This is a genomic window from Pusillimonas sp. ANT_WB101 (genome assembly GCF_008369125.1).
In the GTDB taxonomy this organism is placed as follows: Bacteria; Pseudomonadota; Gammaproteobacteria; order Burkholderiales; family Burkholderiaceae_B; genus Allopusillimonas.
The window spans coordinates 313634-332091 of record NZ_VOAY01000003.1 but is presented as its reverse complement, the minus strand read 5'-3'; the positions used below and the strand labels follow the sequence as shown (position 1 = coordinate 332091).

Genomic DNA, 18458 nt, shown 5'->3' with positions numbered 1-18458 from the left:
TTCAGAAGTCTACCGCAAAGTACTTTGGTTCCATGAATTCAAGGATACCGGTGACGCCACCCTCGCGCCCAAGGCCGCTTTGCTTGACGCCGCCAAAAGGCGCGGCGGGGTCGGACATGAGGCCACGGTTTATCGCAATCATGCCGCTTTCAATGCCTTTTCCAACCCGTAGTGCGCGCGTCAGATCACCCGAATAAACATAGGCAGCCAATCCGTATTCCGTATTATTCGCCATTCTGATGACGGTCTCCTCCGTGTCGAAGCGATAGACGGGGGCGACGGGACCAAAAATCTCCACATGCGCGATCCCGGCGTCGAGGGGCACGTTGTCCAGCACTGTGGGTGGGTAGAAATAGCCGTCACCGGGTAGCGGTGCGCCGCCCGTATGCAGGCGTGCACCTTGGGCGACGGCGTTGGAGACCAGACGATCTATTTTCGTGACGGCAGCGCTGGAGATCATCGGCCCGACTTGGGTTTGCTCATCAGTGCCAGGACCGATTTTCAGCGCGGCCATCCGTTTAGTCAGGCCGGCAACAAAGGCGTCATGTATGCCTGATTGCACATAAAACCGATTTGCGGCCGTGCAGGCTTCGCCCGCATTACGCATCTTGGCGATCATTGCGCCGTCCAGCGCCGCTTCCAGGTCCGCATCATCGAACACCAGGAAAGCCGCATTGCCGCCCAGCTCCATCGCGCAGGAAACCACTGTCTTTGCAGCCTCGGCCAAAAGTAACCGACCGACTGCGGTGGATCCGGTGAAGGACAGCTTGCGCACCCGCGGATCAGCCAGCATGGCGTTGGTGATGACGGCGGGTTGCGTGGTGGTCAGCACGTTCACCACCCCCGGTGGTACACCCGCTTCCGCGCCCAGTCGTGCCAATGCATAGGCGGTCAACGGGGTTTCAGACGCTGGCTTTAGGATCACTGTGCAACCAGCGGCCAGCGCGGGACCGATCTTGCGCGTGGCCATCGCGGCAGGGAAGTTCCACGGCGTAATCAGCACCGCGACCCCTATCGGCTCATGATCTACAAGAATATGATTTGCACCTGAAGGAGCATGGCGAAACTCGCCGGGTATGCGCACCGCCTCTTCGGCATACCAGCGAAAGAACTCGGCGGCGTAGGCGACCTCGCCACGTGCATCCTGCAGAGCCTTGCCATTTTCCAGAGAGATTAGGTGCGCCAATTCGTCTGCATGCTCAGTGACCAGCTGGAACCAGCGGTGCAGAATCTCGGCACGTTGACGGGCGGGGGTAGTACGCCAGTTTGCTGCAGCTGCATCGGCGGCATCGACGGCGCGCAACGCATCCGCCGCAGATGCATCGGGAACCTCGGCCAGTGTATTGGCGTTGGCAGGGTTGATCACCGGAATACCTGTGCCGGGCAGCCATGCGCCACCAATATAAAGACCTTGCGCATGAAAGGCGGGGTCAGCATAGTTACCGCCAAGGATAGTATCCATTGTCATGTGTTGGCCTTTCTGTTTTGTTGAATGAGACTAACGTCGCCCCAAAATGCGGCTTCTAGAAGCGTGCGCATGTCGCTGCGATTAATTGGACGGGGATTGTTCTGGATGAGCCGTTCAATGCCGCAGGATTGGTCTGCCACCCAGTCCAGCTTATCTTCTGCCAAGCCCAGGGCTTTCAAGGTTGGCGGAATTCCGATGCGGGCGAACAGCGCAGAGATGGCAGGAATTACCGCTGTGCCGTCGGCAACGCCCATCACGGAGGCCATTTGTTCTAGTTCGGAGCCAATCATTGGTCGATTCCATTCCATGACCCAAGGCATCAAAGAAGCGACGCCCGCACCATGTGCCGTGTGAGTGAGTGCACCGACTGGATACTGGATTGCATGGGCGGCTGCTGTCCCGGCGACGCCGAAGGCCAGCCCTGCGAAGGTGGCCCCCTGCATTACCTGTGCTCGTGCGGCGAGATTATTGCCCTCGGTACACGCAGCTTCGAGCCCCTGCCATAGCAACGAGATAGCGATTAGTGCGAAATGGTCAGACAAGACATTCTTGCCAACGAATACCCTTTCCTGAGTTAACCCAGCGGTGGCAGGGCGGCGGGTTGCAGTAAACGCCTCTATAGCATGCGTCAAGGCATCAGCGCCGGCGATGGCTGTCAGCGTAGCAGGACAAGTTAACGTTAGTTCAGGGTCACAGATTGCTACCGTTGGAATTAGGTGCGGGCTTGAGATACCCACTTTCAAGCTGCGCTTGCTGTCGGACAGGACGGCGACCGGAGTGACTTCGGACCCTGTGCCGGCGGTTGTAGGAATGGCGATTAGCGGCAGGATTGGACCAGGCACCTTCAACTCGCCGTAGTAATCATCTGGTCGGCCTCCATGGGTCAGCAACAGCGCCACGCATTTCGCCATGTCCAGACAGGATCCGCCACCGATGCCGATCACGACGTCTGGTGCGAAGCTGCGAGCGGCCTCCGCGGCGATAAAGGCGCTTTCCTCCGGTACGTCTGGCAAGGTTCCACCTTGAACTTGCACCGTTACACCATTGTCTTCAAGATCGGCGATCATTGCGTGGCAGTTTGCGTCTGCCGCCAGCCGTTCATCTGTAACCACAAGAGCACGCTGACCAAGTCCTTTTGCCACAAGGCCAAGTGCCCGACGTTGCCCGCAGCCTACTATCAGCTCGCGCGGTGATCTAAGCGTTCCGAAATGTTCCACTGTCTTTCTCCTCGTTATATACGTTCTTGTTTGTCGTCCAAACGTTGCAGCTCGTCTAGAAGTGTCGTTGGAATGTTGATTCCGTCACGTAATGCGGCCTCCCGTCGCTTACGCGTGCCGTCTCCCGGAACGGCTACTGGCCGTCCGGGGTATAGCGGACGTGAGGCACGTATGGCGTTCAGGTAATTCGATAGTCGCGCGGCCACGCCGTTAGACGCACCAGGGTCGATCAAGATGAGTAGGTCTCCCTTATTCGCAGGCTCAGTTGCGTCCAGCGTGCCGTGTATTTCGGGTGCGAGTTGCGACCCTGCAAGCGCCGCTACCAACAGCTCGACGGCAAGACCAAGGCCGTAACCCTTTGCTTCACCGAACGGCGCGATGGCACCGTGCTTGGCGGCCTCGGCATTTAGGGTCGGATGGCCCGACGAATCGACTGCCCAGCCGTTTGACAATGGCTCCCCACGCAGGGCATGGCTATGGACCTTACCCATGGAGACGAGACTGGTTGCAAGATCTAGAACGAAAGGCTGATCGGAGGTCGGGATACCGATGGCAATTGGATTGGTGCCGAGCATTGCCCGTGTACCGCCGAATGGATGGACCAGCGCTTCACTTGTTGATAGCACGATGCTGATTGCGTTACGCGCAGCCGCTTGCTCTGCATAATAGGCAAGCATCCCGATATGATTGGCGTTGCGAATCGCGGCCAGCGTAATACCCGTAGCCTGTAGTCGTGGCAGCATCGTTTCTAGTGCAGACATCATTGCAACAGGACCAAGGGCACGCTGCCCGTCAACTTCGAGCAGCGATGACCCTCGCCAGAAGTGAAGCCCTGATGCGGCGGGATCGGCCATGCCATTGTTGATGCGCTCAAGCAGGCGTGGCAAACGCATCAATCCATGCGAGGGAAGGTCGCGCAGCTCTGCCTCGATCAGTATTGCTGCCTGAAGGCCCGCAATTTCAGACGGGGCGCCATGATCTTCGAGAAGCCGAGTAGCCAGGTTCTGAAGCCGTGCTTTACACACCCTCATTCATTATCCTATATCAAATCATATACGATATTGTATTTGACATTTGATATGCTATTTGCCATTATGGCTCCATGTCAAGAGCAACTTACGGAGTATCTCCTCGGAAATGACACCACAACGAGAAAATCAGGAAGCTGTATCCGTGCGGCCGGTAAGCGTAGTAGATGGCGTCTATGACAGTATCTACGAACGACTTATGTCTTTGACGATAGCCCCGGGTGCCCGCATCCCAATCGACGAGATTGCGCGTGATCTCAATGTGTCGCAGACGCCGGTACGCGAAGCGCTTTCGCGGCTGGAGCGCGAAGGTCTGGTTCATAAAGCACATCTCATCGGTTACAGCGCCGCGCCGCAGCTAGACCGTAAGCAATTTGAGGATCTGTTCAATTTTCGTCTGTTGGTGGAGCCGGAAGGCGCGCGTTTAGCCGCATTAAATATGACCCCGGCGGCACTCAATCATCTTGAAGAAATCGCCCTCGACATGGCTCATGGTGCCACGCCGCTGGATCGCACCAGTCGTTATTCACGCTTTGCCCGCATCGACGCACATTTCCACGATGAAATCTTGCGGATTGCCGGGAATGAGGTTATTCGGTCCACACTATTTAATCAGCACGTCCACCTGCATTTGTTCCGTCTGATGTTTCACAGCCGCGTGACGCAAGAAGCGTTAGAAGAACACGAGGATCTACTGGCGGCCTTTCGTGCACACGATTCTGAGGCTGCGCAAGCAGCGATGTACAAGCACATCCAGCGTTCTCGTGATCGCCTGATGCTGGCCTTTGAATGACCATGCACGCAACCTCTTCCCCATCGGTTCTGCCGTCAGCGGCGGTAGGCGGGCTCTCCGATCTGCCGACACTTGCGGCAGTGGGGTTGACCAAGGCCTATGGCCCAATTACGGTTCTTTCCGACATAACGTTAGATTTCCGCGCTGGAGAAGTTCACGCCATCATCGGCGAGAATGGTGCGGGCAAATCAACGCTGATGAAACTGTTGTCCGGCTACGTACGCCCCACGGCGGGCCATCTACTCATGGCTGGACAGTCTGTTGAATTCGCCGATGCTGCGGCGGCGGAATCCGCGAACGTGGTGTTGGTGCATCAGGAGATTCTCCTCGCGCCAGACCTGACAGTCGCTGAAAACTTTTTTCTGGGCCGCGAACTGTCGCGCGGCATTATGGTCGATGATCGTGCCATGAACCGCCGTGCTGCCGATGTTCTGGCCTCTATCGGTGCGCGTTGCGGCCCTTGCGATCTAGTGAACGACTTGTCTCTGGCGCAGCGGCAGCTGGTACAAATCGGCCGGGCACTGCTAGAACCGCGCAAGGTGGTCATCTTTGACGAGCCCACTGCCGTACTGGCCAATGACGAGGTGTCTGCACTTCTAGATGTGGTCCGAGGGCTCAAAGAACAACAGGTGGCGGTCTTGTATATTTCGCATCGCCTGGACGAGGTTGAGGCGTTGGCTGATCGTATTACCGTTCTGCGCGACGGGAAGATGATCGGTACATGGCCCGCTGCTGATCTATCGAAGCGGCAAATGGCCGAGCTGATGGTCGGCCGCCAATTAGACGTGCTGTATCCGCCGAAGCGGCCGCATCCTTCGGGTGATCCACTATTGGTGGTTGAGGGGCTGACAGTCGATCATGGGGCAGTCGAGGCCAGTCTAATGGTTCGACCCGGCGAAGTGCTTGGTATCGGAGGCATGATTGGCTCCGGCCGGACAGAACTGTTTGAAGGTTTGATGGGTCTGCGGCCCGCTGAGGCTGGCAAGGTCGAACTAGCTGGCCACAGTGTCCAGCCTCGTTCGGTAAAAAATTGGCGAGAACAAGGTCTTGTATACCTGACTGAAGATCGCAAAGGGAAGGGGCTGTTACTAGACGAGTCGCTCGCACCCAATCTGACCCTTCACGCGTTGGATCGCGTTCATCCGCACCTTAAGCTGGATCATCGCAAAGAGAGTGCAGCACTTAAGAAGGCTGTCATTGAATACGACATTCGCGTCGGTTCAGTGCATATCAATGCTGGCCAACTGTCGGGAGGAAATCAGCAGAAACTGCTACTGGCAAAGATGATGATGACTGCCCCTTTGGTTGTCATTATTGATGAACCGACACGGGGTATCGATATAGGCAATAAAAGCCAGATCTACGACTTCATCGACAAGTTGGTTCGATCGGGTCGAGCCTGCATCGTCATATCGTCAGAACTTCCCGAACTCGTCGGACTTGCCGATCGGGTTCTGGTGATGCGCGGAGGGCGCATTGTGGCCGAACTGACGGGCAATCAAATAACAGAGCAGAACGTTGTCTATGCGGCCACCAGTGGCGACGCGTATATGGCCGATCCGCAAGATAATCTGACGAAAAATAATACAGGAGACAAAAATGACAAGCGCGACGACAAGTATCGCGATAGCTGACGCGCCACGGCGTATTAGTTGGGCCGCCATGGGCCCGTTCATCGCCTTGGCGATGGTGCTTTTGATCGGCACCATGCTGAATTCGAACTTTGCGACCGCAACCAACCTGACGAACGTGGTTACGCGGTCGGCATTTATCGCAATCATCGCGGTGGGGGCAACCTTTGTGATTTCGTCTCGTTGCCTCGACTTGTCGGTCGGGTCGATGATGGCGTTTGTCACTGGGATCATGATCTTGACAATGAACCGGCTCGAGCCCTCGATGGGTGCGAACGCGATCTTTGTCGGTGCTTTCGTGGGGCTGCTGGTCGGTGCCGCCTGCGGTTTACTCAACGGGTTGATCGTTACCGTCGGCAAGATCGAGCCCTTCATCGCCACACTCGGTACGATGGGGATTTTTCGTGCGCTGATCACATGGATGTCTGATGGTGGATCGATTCCAATGGCACGGGCGCTGCGTGAACCTTATCGTCCAGTCTATTTCGGCGATGTGTTGGGTGTCCCGGTGCCGGTGGCCATCACTTTAGCCGTCGCCTTGGTCGGTGCCTTCATCTTGTATCGCACCAAGTACGGCCGCCGTTGTATGGCGGTCGGGTCAAATGCTGATGTGGCTCGTTTTTCGGGCGTCTCAGTCATTAAGGTGCGCACCATCGCCTTTGTAATACAGGGGCTTTGTGTCGCCATTGCCGCGATTTGCTACATCCCCCGGCTTGGTGCCGCAACCCCGACAACAGGCCAGTTGTGGGAATTGCAGGTAATTACCGCCGTGGTCATCGGTGGAACCCTGCTGCGCGGTGGCCGGGCGCGCATATGGGGAACCATCGCCGGTGCGCTGATTCTGGAACTGATCGCGAACCTGATGGTGTTGTCCAACATGGTTTCAGAATATCTTGTCGCCGCAGTGCAGGGGGTGATCATCATCCTCGCCATGCTGGCGCATCGCTTTACGAAGTAACCGCCGCAATAAGAGGCGGGTTTTATCCAAAGGAGAAAGAAATGACCACCATAACCAGGAGAGAGAAATGACACCTATAACCAAACGTGCACTTGGCCTACTGTCTGCAGTCAGCCTCGCCGTGCTAACGACCACCGGCGCTTTGGCGCAGGACAAGAAGACGATCGCCGTATCCATTCCCGCTGCCACGCACGGCTGGACTGGAGGTGTCGTATACCATGCAGAACAGGCCGCGAAAGAGATCAAGGCTGCGTTTCCGAATATCGACGTGGTGGTGAAGACCTCACCCTCAGCGCCAGCGCAGGTTTCAGCGTTGGAAGACTTGGCGGCAAATCAGAAACTTGACGCGCTGGTGATACTGCCTTTCACATCGGAAGAGCTGACCGGCCCCGTTGAACAGGTTAAGGCAGGGGGCACATTTATCACGGTCGTGGACCGCGGCTTGACCGACCCGGCAATTCAAGATCTATATGTCGCGGGCGATAATATCGCTGTGGGGGCCAATACCGCGAAGTGGATGGCGGAAAAGTTGGGCAATAAAGGTGAAATCGTCGTGCTACGCGGCATTCCGACTGTTATCGATGATGAGCGGATCAAGGGTTTCACCGATGTGATGAAAAAAACAGACATCAAAATCCTCGACATTCAGTATGCTAATTGGAACCAAGATCAGGCCTTCACGCTGATGCAGGACTATCTGGCCAAGTATCCAAAAATCGACGCGGTTTGGGCTAATGATGACGACATGCTGTTGGGCGTATTGCAGGCGATCAAGGAATCTAAGCGTACCGAGATCAAATATGCGCTTGGCGGAAATGGGATGAAAGAGGTGATTGAACTGGTGAAGGCGAAAAACCCGATGACGCCGATCTCCACCCCTTATCCACCGTCGATGATTAAGTCAGCTATCTATATGACGGCCGCGCAATTTACCGGGCAAGCGCCGATGCGGGGCAACTTTAAGTTGGATGCGCCGTTAATTACCCCTGAAAACGCTGACCAGTTCTATTTTCCGGACAGCCCATTCTGACGATAGCCGGCCGGGTTACAACCCGGCCACTCTAACAACTGATTAGGAGGACAACATGAGCGGCAAAAAAATTCTAATGCTCTGCGGTGAGTTTACCGAGGAATATGAAATTTTTGTTTTCCAGCAGGGCATGGAGGCCGTAGGCCATACTGTCCATGTCATCTGTCCCGACAAAAAGGCGGGGGAGATGATCCAGACCTCGCTACATGATTTCGAAGGTCACCAGACTTATATCGAACGGTTCGGGCATCTGGTCGAGATCAATAAAACGTTTTCCGAGGTGAATCTGGACGAATATGACGCGGTTTACTGCGCCGGCGGTCGCGGACCGGAATATATTCGCACCGACAAACGAATTCAGGCCATGGTCCGGCACTTTCACGAGAAGCAAAAACCGATTTTTACCATATGTCACGGCGTGCAGATCCTGGTTGCAGTAGACGGCGTAATACGTGGAAAGAAAGTGGCGGCTCTGGGTGCTTGTGAACCCGAGGTTATCTTGGCGGGCGGCACCTATATTGATGTGAAGCCACATGAGGCCTATGTCGACGGCACCATGGTGTCGGCCAAGGGCTGGACAGGCCTGGCTGCTTTTATGCGCGAATGTCTGAAAGTTTTGGGTACGACCATCACCCATTCGTAAACCTCAAAACCATTGCCGCCCGCCGCCCCACGCAGCGGGCGGCAAATAATTTCTAGCAAATACTGTTCATCGTGGTGATCGCCTTATCCAGTTTGCTGGCTGGCGTCCGTTAAGACGCACCTAAGCTGCGCACTTGCTGATATGCTTGTCATACGACTCGCATAATGATCCAGCACCCCAATGAAACCGACACGAATGCAATTGCTGTTGATTGGCACCATGGCCATCTGGGGGCTGAACATCTCGGCCATCAAGGTGCTCACCACCTACCTGGACCCTCTCATTATTGCGTGCGTGCGCATGGTACTGGCGGCTATCGTCATTAACTTCACATTGATATGGTCGCGCCAACCAATAAAGCTATTGAACATATCGCGGTGGCAATGGCTACGCTTCTTTCTGTGTGCCGTACTTATGGTCTATTTAAACCAGATCTTTTTTACGACTGGCATGCAGAGCGCAAGTGCCTCTAATTCATCGTTGATCATGGCCCTGAGCCCTTTGGTAGCATCAATTTTGGCGGCCATCATCTTCCGCGAGCCACTGACCCGCATGCGCTTGCTAGGTGTTGCGCTTGGCTTTGGTGGTGTGTTCGCCGTTGTGTTCAGCAGTCCAGGGGCATCTTTATCTGGTCCAGGGTTGGGCGACCTGAAAATCTTCGGCGCTATGTTCAGTTTCGTGGCGGGCGGCATGCTCATACAAGACTTGGCCAGAAGATTTAATGCACTCGTGATCAGTAGCATTATCTACACCTTGGGGGCGTGTCTTCTGTGCCTGCACCTGGTCATTGACGATTCAATTAATCTGACGCGTCAAAGCATGTCGCACCCTGGCATTTGGCCATGGGTGTTAATGATATTTTCGGGCATCGTCGCCACCGCCATTTGTAATATGTACTGGAATCGCGCCATCGCCGAATTGGGCGTGGCACGTACGTCTGTGTTCCAGTACTGGATACCCGTCTTTGGTGTGGGCTTCGCCCTTTGGCTGCTTGGTGAGTCGTTCACCCTGTGGCACCTGGTGGGCTTACTGGGTATTGTGCTGGGCACATACCTGGGCACGCAGCGCACTCAAAGCTTGTCAGGGGCAACGGTGTCAGCGCCGTCAAAGCTATAAGCCCATCAGGCGCACCGGCTTCATGGTGCCGCCATCGCGCGTCATTCTCCCGTTCTTCATGTGTTCGGCGCATGCTTAAGAAACCCGGCATCTAAACGGCGCCCCATGCAGAGATAGAAAAAAGCTGGATACGAAGTTAAATAAGAATGTTTAACTTCGTATTCAGGTTAAACCCTCTCAACCCAAAGGTCGGATTGATGTCCGGCTTTTAGCATGCGGCTTCTGGCGGGTTTTTAAAGGATTGCCTTTAGCTAGCGCTTGTGCTGAGCGCTTTGCTGTGAGCCCGTTTGCACAGCAAGCGCGCTATCTTGGTTGCCCTTCTAATTATTTGCCGTATTTCGTTTTGGCGTTGGCAACACACTGATCTTTGGCATCGCCTGACATGGCATCGCATTTTTCTTTTGCTACGTCATACGCCGCGTCTCGTTTTTCTTCAGTGGCATCGTGGCGTGCTTCAGCTTCTTTTTTGCCTGCTTTGGCATCCGCTTTGGCGGAATCGCGCTGCGCTTCAGCCTCTTTTTTACAAACGTCCTTGTCATTGCCCTTAAGACTTTTGCATTGTTCCATCGCGGCATCGTATTGCGTGCTGATCTGGTCTGGTGTCTGCACCTGCGCCGCACCTGCGAAACTGGAGAACGCCATGAGCACTGATGCGGCACCGATCAGTGCGGTTCGTTGGACTAATTTGAAGCTCATAATCTCATCCTTTTCTCAATTGTTTACTAATCGCCTCGCCAGGCCTGAACGGCCCGACTGGTCCTCTTGCCTGCTCGTTCTGAATTGCGATGTTTTGAAGTGCCATCAATTCAGAGCTTGTGTTCCGTTAAGCAAGTGGCGTGCCCGCTATCGAGCTATGCGTGGTACTCAATAATCAGGCAAACCCCATAGCGCAGTACGGGTTAAGAAGGGCGATAAAAGCTTTAATTTATGGACCGAGCTACAAGCACCACCAAGCGATCCTTGGGATGAAGCTCTGCGACAGCATTCAGCTTGGCTGCCTGCTCGCTTACCTCCATTAGCCAATCTTCGCCCGCAATGGTTTCCAGTTCTGAGATTTTTATTTCAGCATACTCTTTACCATTCAGGCGTTCTTCGAGCAGCGTATAGAGTTTGTTTCTCATCTTGCACCCAGTTTACAAGTTGGCTATACCGATATTTTTGTTTCGCTGATAGTAGGCGACTCTGTCGGTTGGGAGAAGCATGTTGTCAAATCTTAGTAGAATTTGCAGCCTGTTTACGACAACCCTTCCCGCAACGGCACACTAATTGCTCAAACATACACATTGAGTCTTGATCTATTTCTAGATCGTATTGGGTGTAAGTGAGCCGCCATGCAGAATAAATCGCTAAATCCTTTGCCGCACGACAACTGTAAGTCGTTGCAAAGCCTACTGGATGGAATAGATCCAGGCTGGAATATCGGGCAGTCGCTTCATTATCTTGTTAACTCAAGCGCCGGGGGTTTGCCTCTTCCGGGGTCAGGCCATACGTTGGACAGGTGGCGTTTGTTGGCGCAGGTGGGCCATTTTGACCTTAGTCTAGCAAAATTATTTGAAGGCCACACAGATGCGCTTGCGATTCTTCACGAGTTGAAGTCTGCTGATTTGCATAGTGCCGGACAGGTATGGGGCGTATGGTGCGCGGAGCCGCCTGGGCAGAGCATAAACTTTACAGAAACAGGTGGCGACGGCGTCGGTGAAATCTATGGCACCAAGCCGTGGTGTTCCGGTGCACGGTATGTGGATTGGGCATTGATGAGTGCATGGAATAACGCTGGCGACCCTTGCCTGCTGGCCGTGGACATGACGCAGCCTGAAGTGGAAGTAACTTCAGAAGGGTGGCACGCAGTTGGTATGCAGGCAACCGCCAGTCATGATGTGGAGTGTAATGGCGCGCGGGCGCGCCGCGTAGGCCAAACGGGCGCCTATGTTTCGCGGCCGGGCTTCTATCACGGATCGGGAGGGGTTGCCGCTTGCTGGTATGGGGCTGCCGCTGGCATTGTTGAAATCGTGCAAAAGAGCCTGCAAGACCGACCTGAGGCCTTGCATAGCCTTGCCCATTTAGGGGCAATGGATGTGGCGTTGGCGCAAGCAGCCTGCCTGTTGCGCACGGCTGCACACGACATTGACGCTAATCCCTATCAATCATGTGAGTACTCTGCCAGTCGTGCACGCTTGGCCGTAGAGTCTGCAGCGGAAACTATTTTGGTACGTGCGTCGCGGGCCTTGGGAGCTGGGCCTCTGTGCAAGAACGAACGGTTCGCCCGCATGATGGCCGACCTGCCAGTATTCATAAGACAAAGCCATGCCGAGCGAGACTTGGCCGCGCATGGATTTGCGACTACCAGACATGGGGGGGCAGAGCTATGGAGTCTGTAAATGAACGCCATATTGCTGGAGCGGGCACACCGGAGTCAGTATGGATGGAAAGCTTTACAACACGCAATGTATTCCAGGGCACAGTGGTCGAACTTCTGGCCAATAGCAAAACTGTACACATCATTGCTCCTCATCCAGATGACGAAATTCTGGCATGTGGCGGCATCATTCAGCAGCTTGCTCAAATGAAAGTGTCTGTGCAGATTGTGGCAGTGACTGACGGTGAAGCCAGCCATCCGGGCTCATGTCGCTGGCCGGCGTCAATGCTGGCTGCTGCTCGCAGAGCAGAGGTTAAGCTCGCAACCCGCATGCTGGCGCCGCAGGCCACTAGAACGCGGTTGCAGTTCGCGGACGGAGGCGTTTCTGCCAGCGAAAATGAACTAACGGTCACTCTAAGTGCGTTACTTGATAAGAATGACATTGTGATTGTTCCATGGAGGTTAGACGGTCATCCCGATCATGAGGCTGTTGGCCGCGCTGGATGCAAGGCATCTGCTATACGTGGCTGTCGTCTTTTTGAAGTGCCTATTTGGGGTTGGCATTGGGCCAGCCCCAATAGACGCGAGTTCCCCTGGCATCGTGTCGTTTCGATCGCCCTTAGCCCTGAAGAGCGATATAGGAAGGAGCAGGCGATACGATTTTTTCGGACACAAACCGAGCCAGACCCAGGTACGGGTAGAGCGGCTGTGTTGCCGCGCTTTGCGTTGGAGCGATTTCGACGGCCTTTCGAGGTGGTGTTTCGATGACTGACTTTGACGCCATGTATAAGCAAGACGACGATCCTTGGTCTGTGCGGCACTCGTGGTATGAACGCCGCAAGCGCGCAGTACTTATGGCGTCACTTCCCAGTGCACGCTTCGGCAAGGTGCTGGAGCTTGGCTGTGGTATCGGCGAGATGACTTATCTGCTTTCGTCTGTCGGCGCACACGTTATGGCCGTAGACGCCTCAGAAACCGCTGCGGCTATCTGCCGGCGTCGCGTGGGGCGAGCTGGCGCGAATAATGTCAGCGTTCAGGTGCTTCAGTTACCCGCATCCTGGCCTTTAGGTAGTGATGATTCGTTCGATCTGGTCGTAGTCTCTGAGCTGGCGTACTACTTTTCAGAACCTGAACTGGCTAGCTTTATCGAGCAGTGCATGGCGTCATTGGCGTTGCAGGGGATATGGGTAATGTGTCATTACAAGCCTCAATTTCATGATCGCATTGGAAGTACCGACGAAATTCATAATAAAGTGAATGCGCTAAGTGAACTTCAAAGAATTGTCTCTCATGATGATGAGCAGTTCCGCCTAGATATTTGGCGTCATGCTACCGGAGCGCGTTCATGATTGGCGTGTGCATACCGGCTCATAATGAAGAAGCATGTATAGATTCATGTCTTGCATCGGTTGCGCGGGCTGCATCGTATGCTGGGCTGGCGGGTGAACCCGTGGAAGTTGTTGTAGTGCTCGATCATTGCTCCGATCTAACGGCAATGCGCGCCGCAGCTTGGAGAGTCAGGCAATTGACAACGTCGTATCGCAATGTCGGGCTCGCTCGCGCGGCTGGTGCGGCGCATCTGATAGGCATGGGTGCACGATGGCTTGCTTTTACCGATGCTGACACTCAAGTCGGCGAGACATGGCTTTATGATCAAGTTGAGCTGCGTGCCGCCGTAGTGTGCGGAACAGTTGGGGTGCTTGATTGGTCTAGCCACGGTGGGCATGCACAACGTGCGCAGGCACAATTCCAAACAAGCTATCAGGATAAGGATGGTCATCGGCACGTGCACGGCGCCAACCTAGGGGTCAGCGCTCTGGTATATCAGAAATCGGGCGGATTCCATGCACTAGCGTGCGGCGAGGATCAGTCGCTTGTAGACCGATTAGAACAAGCGGGCGTGTCTATCGCGTGGACTTCAAGGCCGCGCGTGGTTACCAGCTGTCGCGCGTACTCTCGCGTAGAGGGAGGCTTTGCAACTGCGTTGCGAAGCGCGTGGGGGTTTGGTCACGAGTACGCAGAGAACCTGTGCAGTCAATCTTCGCTCTTGTTTGGCGCGAACTCGCCGCCGTTAGTCGTTCATGCTGCAAGCGCTCTCTTGCCTGAAGATTGACGCAGCTGGTAACCAGGTCGCGCAGACTCGTTCTTACCTTAATAATCAGGCGACGGTAGTGGCAAGGCGCCGCATGCCGGGCATGAATACGTTTGTAGTGGCGCGTTCTGCGCGGTTCTTTTATTCTGAATCATAGGCACGGGCCTTGCGGCTGTCTTCAACACCACGTATATCGGCTGTGACACCGTCAAGGAGAGAAAACATGTCCAAAGACATAACTGGGGCCATTACTACCCATAAAAGCGTACTTGGGATGCTGATCGATGATCATTGTGAGGTCGAGGCGCTGTTCAAAGATTTCAAGTTGGCCAACAACGACGTCGAAAGGCATTCGATAGTGCAGCAGACCTGCTTAGCACTTACTGAACACGCAGAAATCGAACAAAAACACCTTTATCCATATCTGCGAAACGCCGATCCTGAGTCGTTTAACGACCTCTTGGACGAAGCTAATGTTCAGGTGGAAAGTGCGAGGGATTTAATTGCCTTATTAAAGTATATGAAGCCTGGCGATGACCTGTACCAAGCTCGATTTGCCGTGCTTGAAAAATTTATCAATCAACATGTTTCGGAGGAAGAGGGAGAGGTGTTTTTGAAGGTCATATCCAACGGCATAGACCTGCGGCAACTTGCGGCTCCGATACTAGAAGCCAAAACCAAAGCACGCGCGCTCAGTGCAGGAAAAGCCTTTGATATATTTAGGGGCAATCTGCTAGCGTGAGCGGGCAGAAAATAGTAATAAATACAATCGCTATAAAGATCTACACAGACTCCCGTTGTAAATCGGGCGTCTATCGGAAGCACACATTCACAATATCTTGAAATGCACGACTTGTACGAGCATTCGGGTCTGATGCATAGTTGGTATTAGCCTGCTTAACCTCACGCTCGAAGCAATGAAAGCGGCCGCCGAGCCCATTGGTGCAGGCTTGTGGCGGCCGCTGTTACTCTCGGAGGCAGGCCTCTAACAGTAGGTGTAACTAAGGCTTACTTTTTAACTTCCACTTTGGGAAGGGCTTTCAGCTGGTCTTTAGTGAAGCCTGGCAACACGAGCTTGTCACCATTTTGCTTGATTTTCTCGTAAGGGATGGCAACGTCATGCTCGCCCATGCCCAAGAAACCGCCTGCACCCACAACAAAGTAGGCAGCTTGGCCATCAGTCGTAATTACTACGTCGTTGATATCCCCAACTTTTTCGTCGGCTTCGTTGTAAACCGCCTTGCCCATAATAGATTTTTTGACACTTATGCCTGAGATGTTCTGGTGTTGTTTGTCCATATCTGCCTTTTCATTATTCATGGGAGCCGGTGTTGCGGCGTTCGGGGCCGGGGTGCTTGGCATCGTGGTGGCTGCAGGAGCGGTCTTAGTCGTGTCCGCTGTTTTATCCTGTGCGTGAACCGTGGACGCAAAGACCATGGGCATTGTGCAAGCAGCGATAGCAATAAGCTTTTTCATACGAATAATCTCCTATGTGGCGACAAAGTCTGTCACCTTTCCCATAGCAAGTACTGTGCCACCGGTCGAAAGCCCTTGTTTATAAGACGGCCGCTTTGGCAGGCAGTTAGTAGGTATTTTCGCGCTTAGTTCAAACGATTGGCGCTACCTAGCGCCTCTCGCCTCATCAAAGAAAGCCGCATTCACCTGCATGACGTGCGCCGTCTCGCGAAGCAATCGGGCCTCGACGGGGAAATCACGTGTAAGCCTGGTCGCGGTGCGATCCAGCGCTCGAATGACGTGCTCAGGCTGATGCTTCAGGCTGCGCATACGCTTAAGTAAGGTTTGCAGGCGGCGTGCAGTGCCAGGTGTAATGTCTGGCATATGTAGTAACACGTGAGCACGTAGCGCCACAGTGCTCAGGCTTTGCAAGGCTAGGCCACCGCCCAGTGCCGGTATATTCTGATCGCTCGACTTGTTCATCCATCGAACCAGCGTTATCAGACGGCGATACAGCCGCGCGTGTCGAGTCTCGTGGCCGGCGGTTGCCAGCCTCTGGCCACCAGCAATGTCCTGAACGTCTTGCATCATCATGCCGATGAGCGTCTTTATGCAGGTGGTCGGGGTGGAATGATAAATAAGCCGGAACGCAACGAGGGCGGTCAGCGGGGCCAAGACGACGACGATGGAGTTGACCAGAGAGCCGCCAAACGCCCCCTTCAGTGGGAATGCAGGTTGCAAGAGAATGAGCATGATCATATTGAAGCTTACTCTGCTGAATTTACGCAACGCTCCTTGAGGATGTGGGTTGGTATGCTGCCGGTTGCTTCATCATTAGTCATTGACTAAAATTAAGTCACTGACTTACGGAGGTGGCATATGGCAACAACAATGACCATCCGCAATATCGACGAGCAATTAAAAAAGCGTCTGCGTGTGCAGGCGGCGATGCATGGCCGCTCGATGGAGGATGAAGCACGAGACATACTACGAGCGGCCCTTTCTGCTTCGCCGAGGTCTGGTCAATCACTCATCGAGGCTATCCGCGCGCGCGTCAGCCCTTTGGGTGAGGTTGACTTGGTGCTGGCGCCTAGAGAAGCTATCCGTAATCCGCCGGAGTTTGATACATGATCGTTCTGGACACGAACGTGCTGTCTGAACTCTTGCGCCCTGCGCCGGATGAGCGCCCCCTGTCATGGTTTGCGGCACAGTCTCGCTCAGTACTATTCACTACCACGGTGACGCGCGCAGAATTGCTCTACGGGGCGCAGTTGTTATCTGAGGGGCAACGTAAAACAATGCTGCTTGACGCGATCGGGAAGATTTTTTCGCTTGATATGGCTGGCCAGGTATTAGATTTTGACAGGGACGCAGCCGATCACTATGCAAAGATCGCTGCAGCACGAAAAAACTGCGGCAAGCCTATCAGCCAGTTCGACGCCATGATTGCAGCAATTACCAAGTCTCGCGGGGCTCGCCTGGCTACCCGTAACGTCAGGGATTTTTGCGCTTGCGGCATCGAGGTCATTGATCCTTGGGGCTGAGTGTGCACGTGCAGTACCTGACTTAAGTTCGCTATAACCTTGCATCAGTAACGCCCATTCGTTGCGAACCAACTACGCGTGTTTACTTAGCTTTCGCCCACCATATTCGGCCAGGCTGATTCCCGCCAGAATCATGATCAAAGCCGCCGCATGATAAAAGTTAAATGCCTCCTTGAGGATAGTCACCGCCAACAGGGTTCCCCAAACAGGTAGCAAGTTGATAAACAGGCCAGCCCGGTTGGCGCCGATGAGTTCAACCGCCCGAATATAAAAGACCTGGGCCAGCAATGAGGGGAAGATAACGATATAGCTGATGATCGCCCAACCACGCATATCCGGAAGCATGGTCTCACCCTGAACGGCCTCGACGGCCAGCAAAGGAAGGGACGCCAGTGTAGCCCCAAGGCACAAGGTGAATATTAGGCTCGTCCAGTGCATCTGAGGCTTACTGCGTAGTGCCGCAGTATATACACCGTACGCAATGATGGCGACCAGCATGAGCGCATCGCCAACATTGACGTCTAGCTCAATCAGATTGGCCAGATCGCCCCGCATGGCGATGATGATCACGCCTATGAAAGAGAATACAAAACCGACTGCTTGCTCTACACCTATACGGCTGGAAAATAAAATGAAACTCGCCGCGAATACGAAAAGGGGCATGCCCCCCTGCAGAATGCTGGAATTGATGGCGGTGGTGTAGACAAGTGCGTAATAAAGCGCGACGCTAAAGACGGTAAAACCAAGCGCTCCCAACAGCAGCAGATAGCGTAATCGTGACCGGATCACCTGCCAGTCTGTGGCAATATGCCCCCGATTGAACACATATAGCACCGCCATTACGCTCGCCCAACGCGCCGTAACAAGAACCATGGGCGAGGCGTGACCGACTGCCAACTTGCCGGCAATCGAATTACCCGCCCAGAAGAGCGTGGTCAAAGCAAGAAGCGCGTAGGCTTTGTAAATGGTAATTTCTCCGCACCGGAGCTTGGGTGAGCCACCCAAGTCTTCCCCCCGATTTGTGCCGACAATATTACGCGTCAATCCTGTCCGCGTCAGTGCGTATAGTCTATTCTGGCAAAGAACGTAAAAGAGGATACCGGCTTTACCGTAAAGTCGATGCGAAT

At 54.3% G+C, this 18458-nt stretch carries 21 protein-coding genes; 13 read left to right on the top strand and 8 right to left on the bottom strand.

The window, feature by feature from the left end:
- Position 1: 1 nt before the first annotated feature.
- Genes FQ179_RS14250 through FQ179_RS14240 form a run of 3 tightly spaced genes read right to left on the bottom strand, consistent with a single transcriptional unit; the run spans position 2 to position 3716 of the window.
- Positions 2–1468 (bottom strand): NAD-dependent succinate-semialdehyde dehydrogenase, encoded by a 1467-nt coding sequence (locus tag FQ179_RS14250; RefSeq protein ID WP_149397976.1) that lies wholly within the window; start codon positions 1466–1468, stop codon positions 2–4.
- Positions 1465–2685: an iron-containing alcohol dehydrogenase gene (locus FQ179_RS14245; protein WP_149397975.1), complete on the bottom strand. Its 1221-nt coding sequence runs from the start codon at positions 2683–2685 to the stop codon at positions 1465–1467. The genes FQ179_RS14250 and FQ179_RS14245 overlap by 4 nt, the downstream gene beginning before the upstream one ends.
- A 14-nt stretch (positions 2686–2699) precedes the next feature.
- Positions 2700–3716, bottom strand: a complete 1017-nt coding sequence (locus tag FQ179_RS14240) for an Ldh family oxidoreductase (protein WP_149397974.1) — start codon at positions 3714–3716, stop codon at positions 2700–2702.
- A 106-nt stretch (positions 3717–3822) separates the two neighbouring features.
- Between FQ179_RS14240 and FQ179_RS14235 the strand changes: the two genes are divergently transcribed.
- From FQ179_RS14235 to FQ179_RS14210, 6 genes are all read left to right on the top strand, one after another.
- A complete protein-coding gene (locus FQ179_RS14235) occupies positions 3823–4506 on the top strand; it encodes a GntR family transcriptional regulator (protein WP_149397973.1) in 684 nt (227 codons plus the stop codon).
- A gap of 2 nt (positions 4507–4508) precedes the next feature.
- Positions 4509–6140 carry a sugar ABC transporter ATP-binding protein gene (locus tag FQ179_RS14230; RefSeq protein WP_149397972.1) on the top strand — a complete coding sequence of 544 codons (1632 nt, stop codon included), beginning with the start codon at positions 4509–4511 and terminating at the stop codon, positions 6138–6140.
- Positions 6106–7095, top strand: coding sequence for an ABC transporter permease (locus FQ179_RS14225; protein WP_149397971.1), 990 nt, complete (start codon positions 6106–6108; stop codon positions 7093–7095). The genes FQ179_RS14230 and FQ179_RS14225 overlap by 35 nt, the downstream gene beginning before the upstream one ends.
- 67 nt (positions 7096–7162) lie before the next feature.
- Entirely contained in the window at positions 7163–8125 is a 963-nt protein-coding gene (locus tag FQ179_RS14220) for a substrate-binding domain-containing protein (RefSeq protein ID WP_149397970.1), read from the top strand.
- A gap of 55 nt (positions 8126–8180) precedes the next feature.
- Positions 8181–8768, top strand: a complete 588-nt coding sequence (locus FQ179_RS14215; RefSeq protein WP_149397969.1) for a DJ-1/PfpI family protein — start codon at positions 8181–8183, stop codon at positions 8766–8768.
- Positions 8769–8948: 180 nt separating this feature from the next.
- A complete protein-coding gene (locus FQ179_RS14210) occupies positions 8949–9884 on the top strand; it encodes a DMT family transporter (protein WP_149397968.1) in 936 nt (311 codons plus the stop codon).
- Positions 9885–10208: 324 nt separating this feature from the next.
- Here the strand turns inward: FQ179_RS14210 and FQ179_RS14205 are convergent, their stop codons facing one another.
- Positions 10209–10580, bottom strand: coding sequence for a hypothetical protein (locus tag FQ179_RS14205; protein WP_149397967.1), 372 nt, complete (start codon positions 10578–10580; stop codon positions 10209–10211).
- A gap of 224 nt (positions 10581–10804) precedes the next feature.
- Positions 10805–11005, bottom strand: a complete 201-nt coding sequence (locus tag FQ179_RS14200; protein WP_149397966.1) for a hypothetical protein — start codon at positions 11003–11005, stop codon at positions 10805–10807.
- A 210-nt stretch (positions 11006–11215) separates the two neighbouring features.
- Between FQ179_RS14200 and FQ179_RS14195 the strand changes: the two genes are divergently transcribed.
- The 5 genes from FQ179_RS14195 to FQ179_RS14175 all read left to right on the top strand — a co-directional run bounded on the left by FQ179_RS14195 (position 11216) and on the right by FQ179_RS14175 (position 15074).
- Positions 11216–12262, top strand: coding sequence for an acyl-CoA dehydrogenase family protein (locus tag FQ179_RS14195; RefSeq protein WP_149397965.1), 1047 nt, complete (start codon positions 11216–11218; stop codon positions 12260–12262).
- Positions 12250–13008: a PIG-L deacetylase family protein gene (locus tag FQ179_RS14190; RefSeq protein WP_149397964.1), complete on the top strand. Its 759-nt coding sequence runs from the start codon at positions 12250–12252 to the stop codon at positions 13006–13008. The genes FQ179_RS14195 and FQ179_RS14190 overlap by 13 nt, the downstream gene beginning before the upstream one ends.
- On the top strand, positions 13005–13589 hold the full coding sequence (locus FQ179_RS14185) for a class I SAM-dependent methyltransferase (RefSeq protein WP_149397963.1): 585 nt from the start codon (positions 13005–13007) through the stop codon (positions 13587–13589). Before FQ179_RS14190 ends, FQ179_RS14185 begins: the two co-directional genes overlap by 4 nt.
- Entirely contained in the window at positions 13586–14353 is a 768-nt protein-coding gene (locus FQ179_RS14180) for a glycosyltransferase family 2 protein (protein ID WP_149397962.1), read from the top strand. Before FQ179_RS14185 ends, FQ179_RS14180 begins: the two co-directional genes overlap by 4 nt.
- Before the next feature lie 202 nt (positions 14354–14555).
- On the top strand, positions 14556–15074 hold the full coding sequence (locus FQ179_RS14175; protein WP_149397961.1) for a hemerythrin domain-containing protein: 519 nt from the start codon (positions 14556–14558) through the stop codon (positions 15072–15074).
- Positions 15075–15340: 266 nt separating this feature from the next.
- Here the strand turns inward: FQ179_RS14175 and FQ179_RS14170 are convergent, their stop codons facing one another.
- Positions 15341–15808 carry a PRC-barrel domain-containing protein gene (locus FQ179_RS14170; protein WP_149397960.1) on the bottom strand — a complete coding sequence of 156 codons (468 nt, stop codon included), beginning with the start codon at positions 15806–15808 and terminating at the stop codon, positions 15341–15343.
- Between the two features lie 144 nt (positions 15809–15952).
- On the bottom strand, positions 15953–16546 hold the full coding sequence (locus FQ179_RS14165; RefSeq protein WP_149397959.1) for an FUSC family protein: 594 nt from the start codon (positions 16544–16546) through the stop codon (positions 15953–15955).
- 120 nt (positions 16547–16666) lie between these two features.
- Between FQ179_RS14165 and FQ179_RS14160 the strand changes: the two genes are divergently transcribed.
- Together FQ179_RS14160 and FQ179_RS14155 are read left to right on the top strand one after the other, a co-directional pair.
- Positions 16667–16918 (top strand): plasmid stabilization protein, encoded by a 252-nt coding sequence (locus FQ179_RS14160; RefSeq protein WP_149397958.1) that lies wholly within the window; start codon positions 16667–16669, stop codon positions 16916–16918.
- Positions 16915–17331, top strand: coding sequence for a type II toxin-antitoxin system VapC family toxin (locus FQ179_RS14155; protein ID WP_149397957.1), 417 nt, complete (start codon positions 16915–16917; stop codon positions 17329–17331). The genes FQ179_RS14160 and FQ179_RS14155 overlap by 4 nt, the downstream gene beginning before the upstream one ends.
- Before the next feature lie 72 nt (positions 17332–17403).
- Here the strand turns inward: FQ179_RS14155 and FQ179_RS14150 are convergent, their stop codons facing one another.
- Positions 17404–18375 (bottom strand): DMT family transporter, encoded by a 972-nt coding sequence (locus FQ179_RS14150; protein WP_255474996.1) that lies wholly within the window; start codon positions 18373–18375, stop codon positions 17404–17406.
- Positions 18376–18458: the final 83 nt, after the last annotated feature.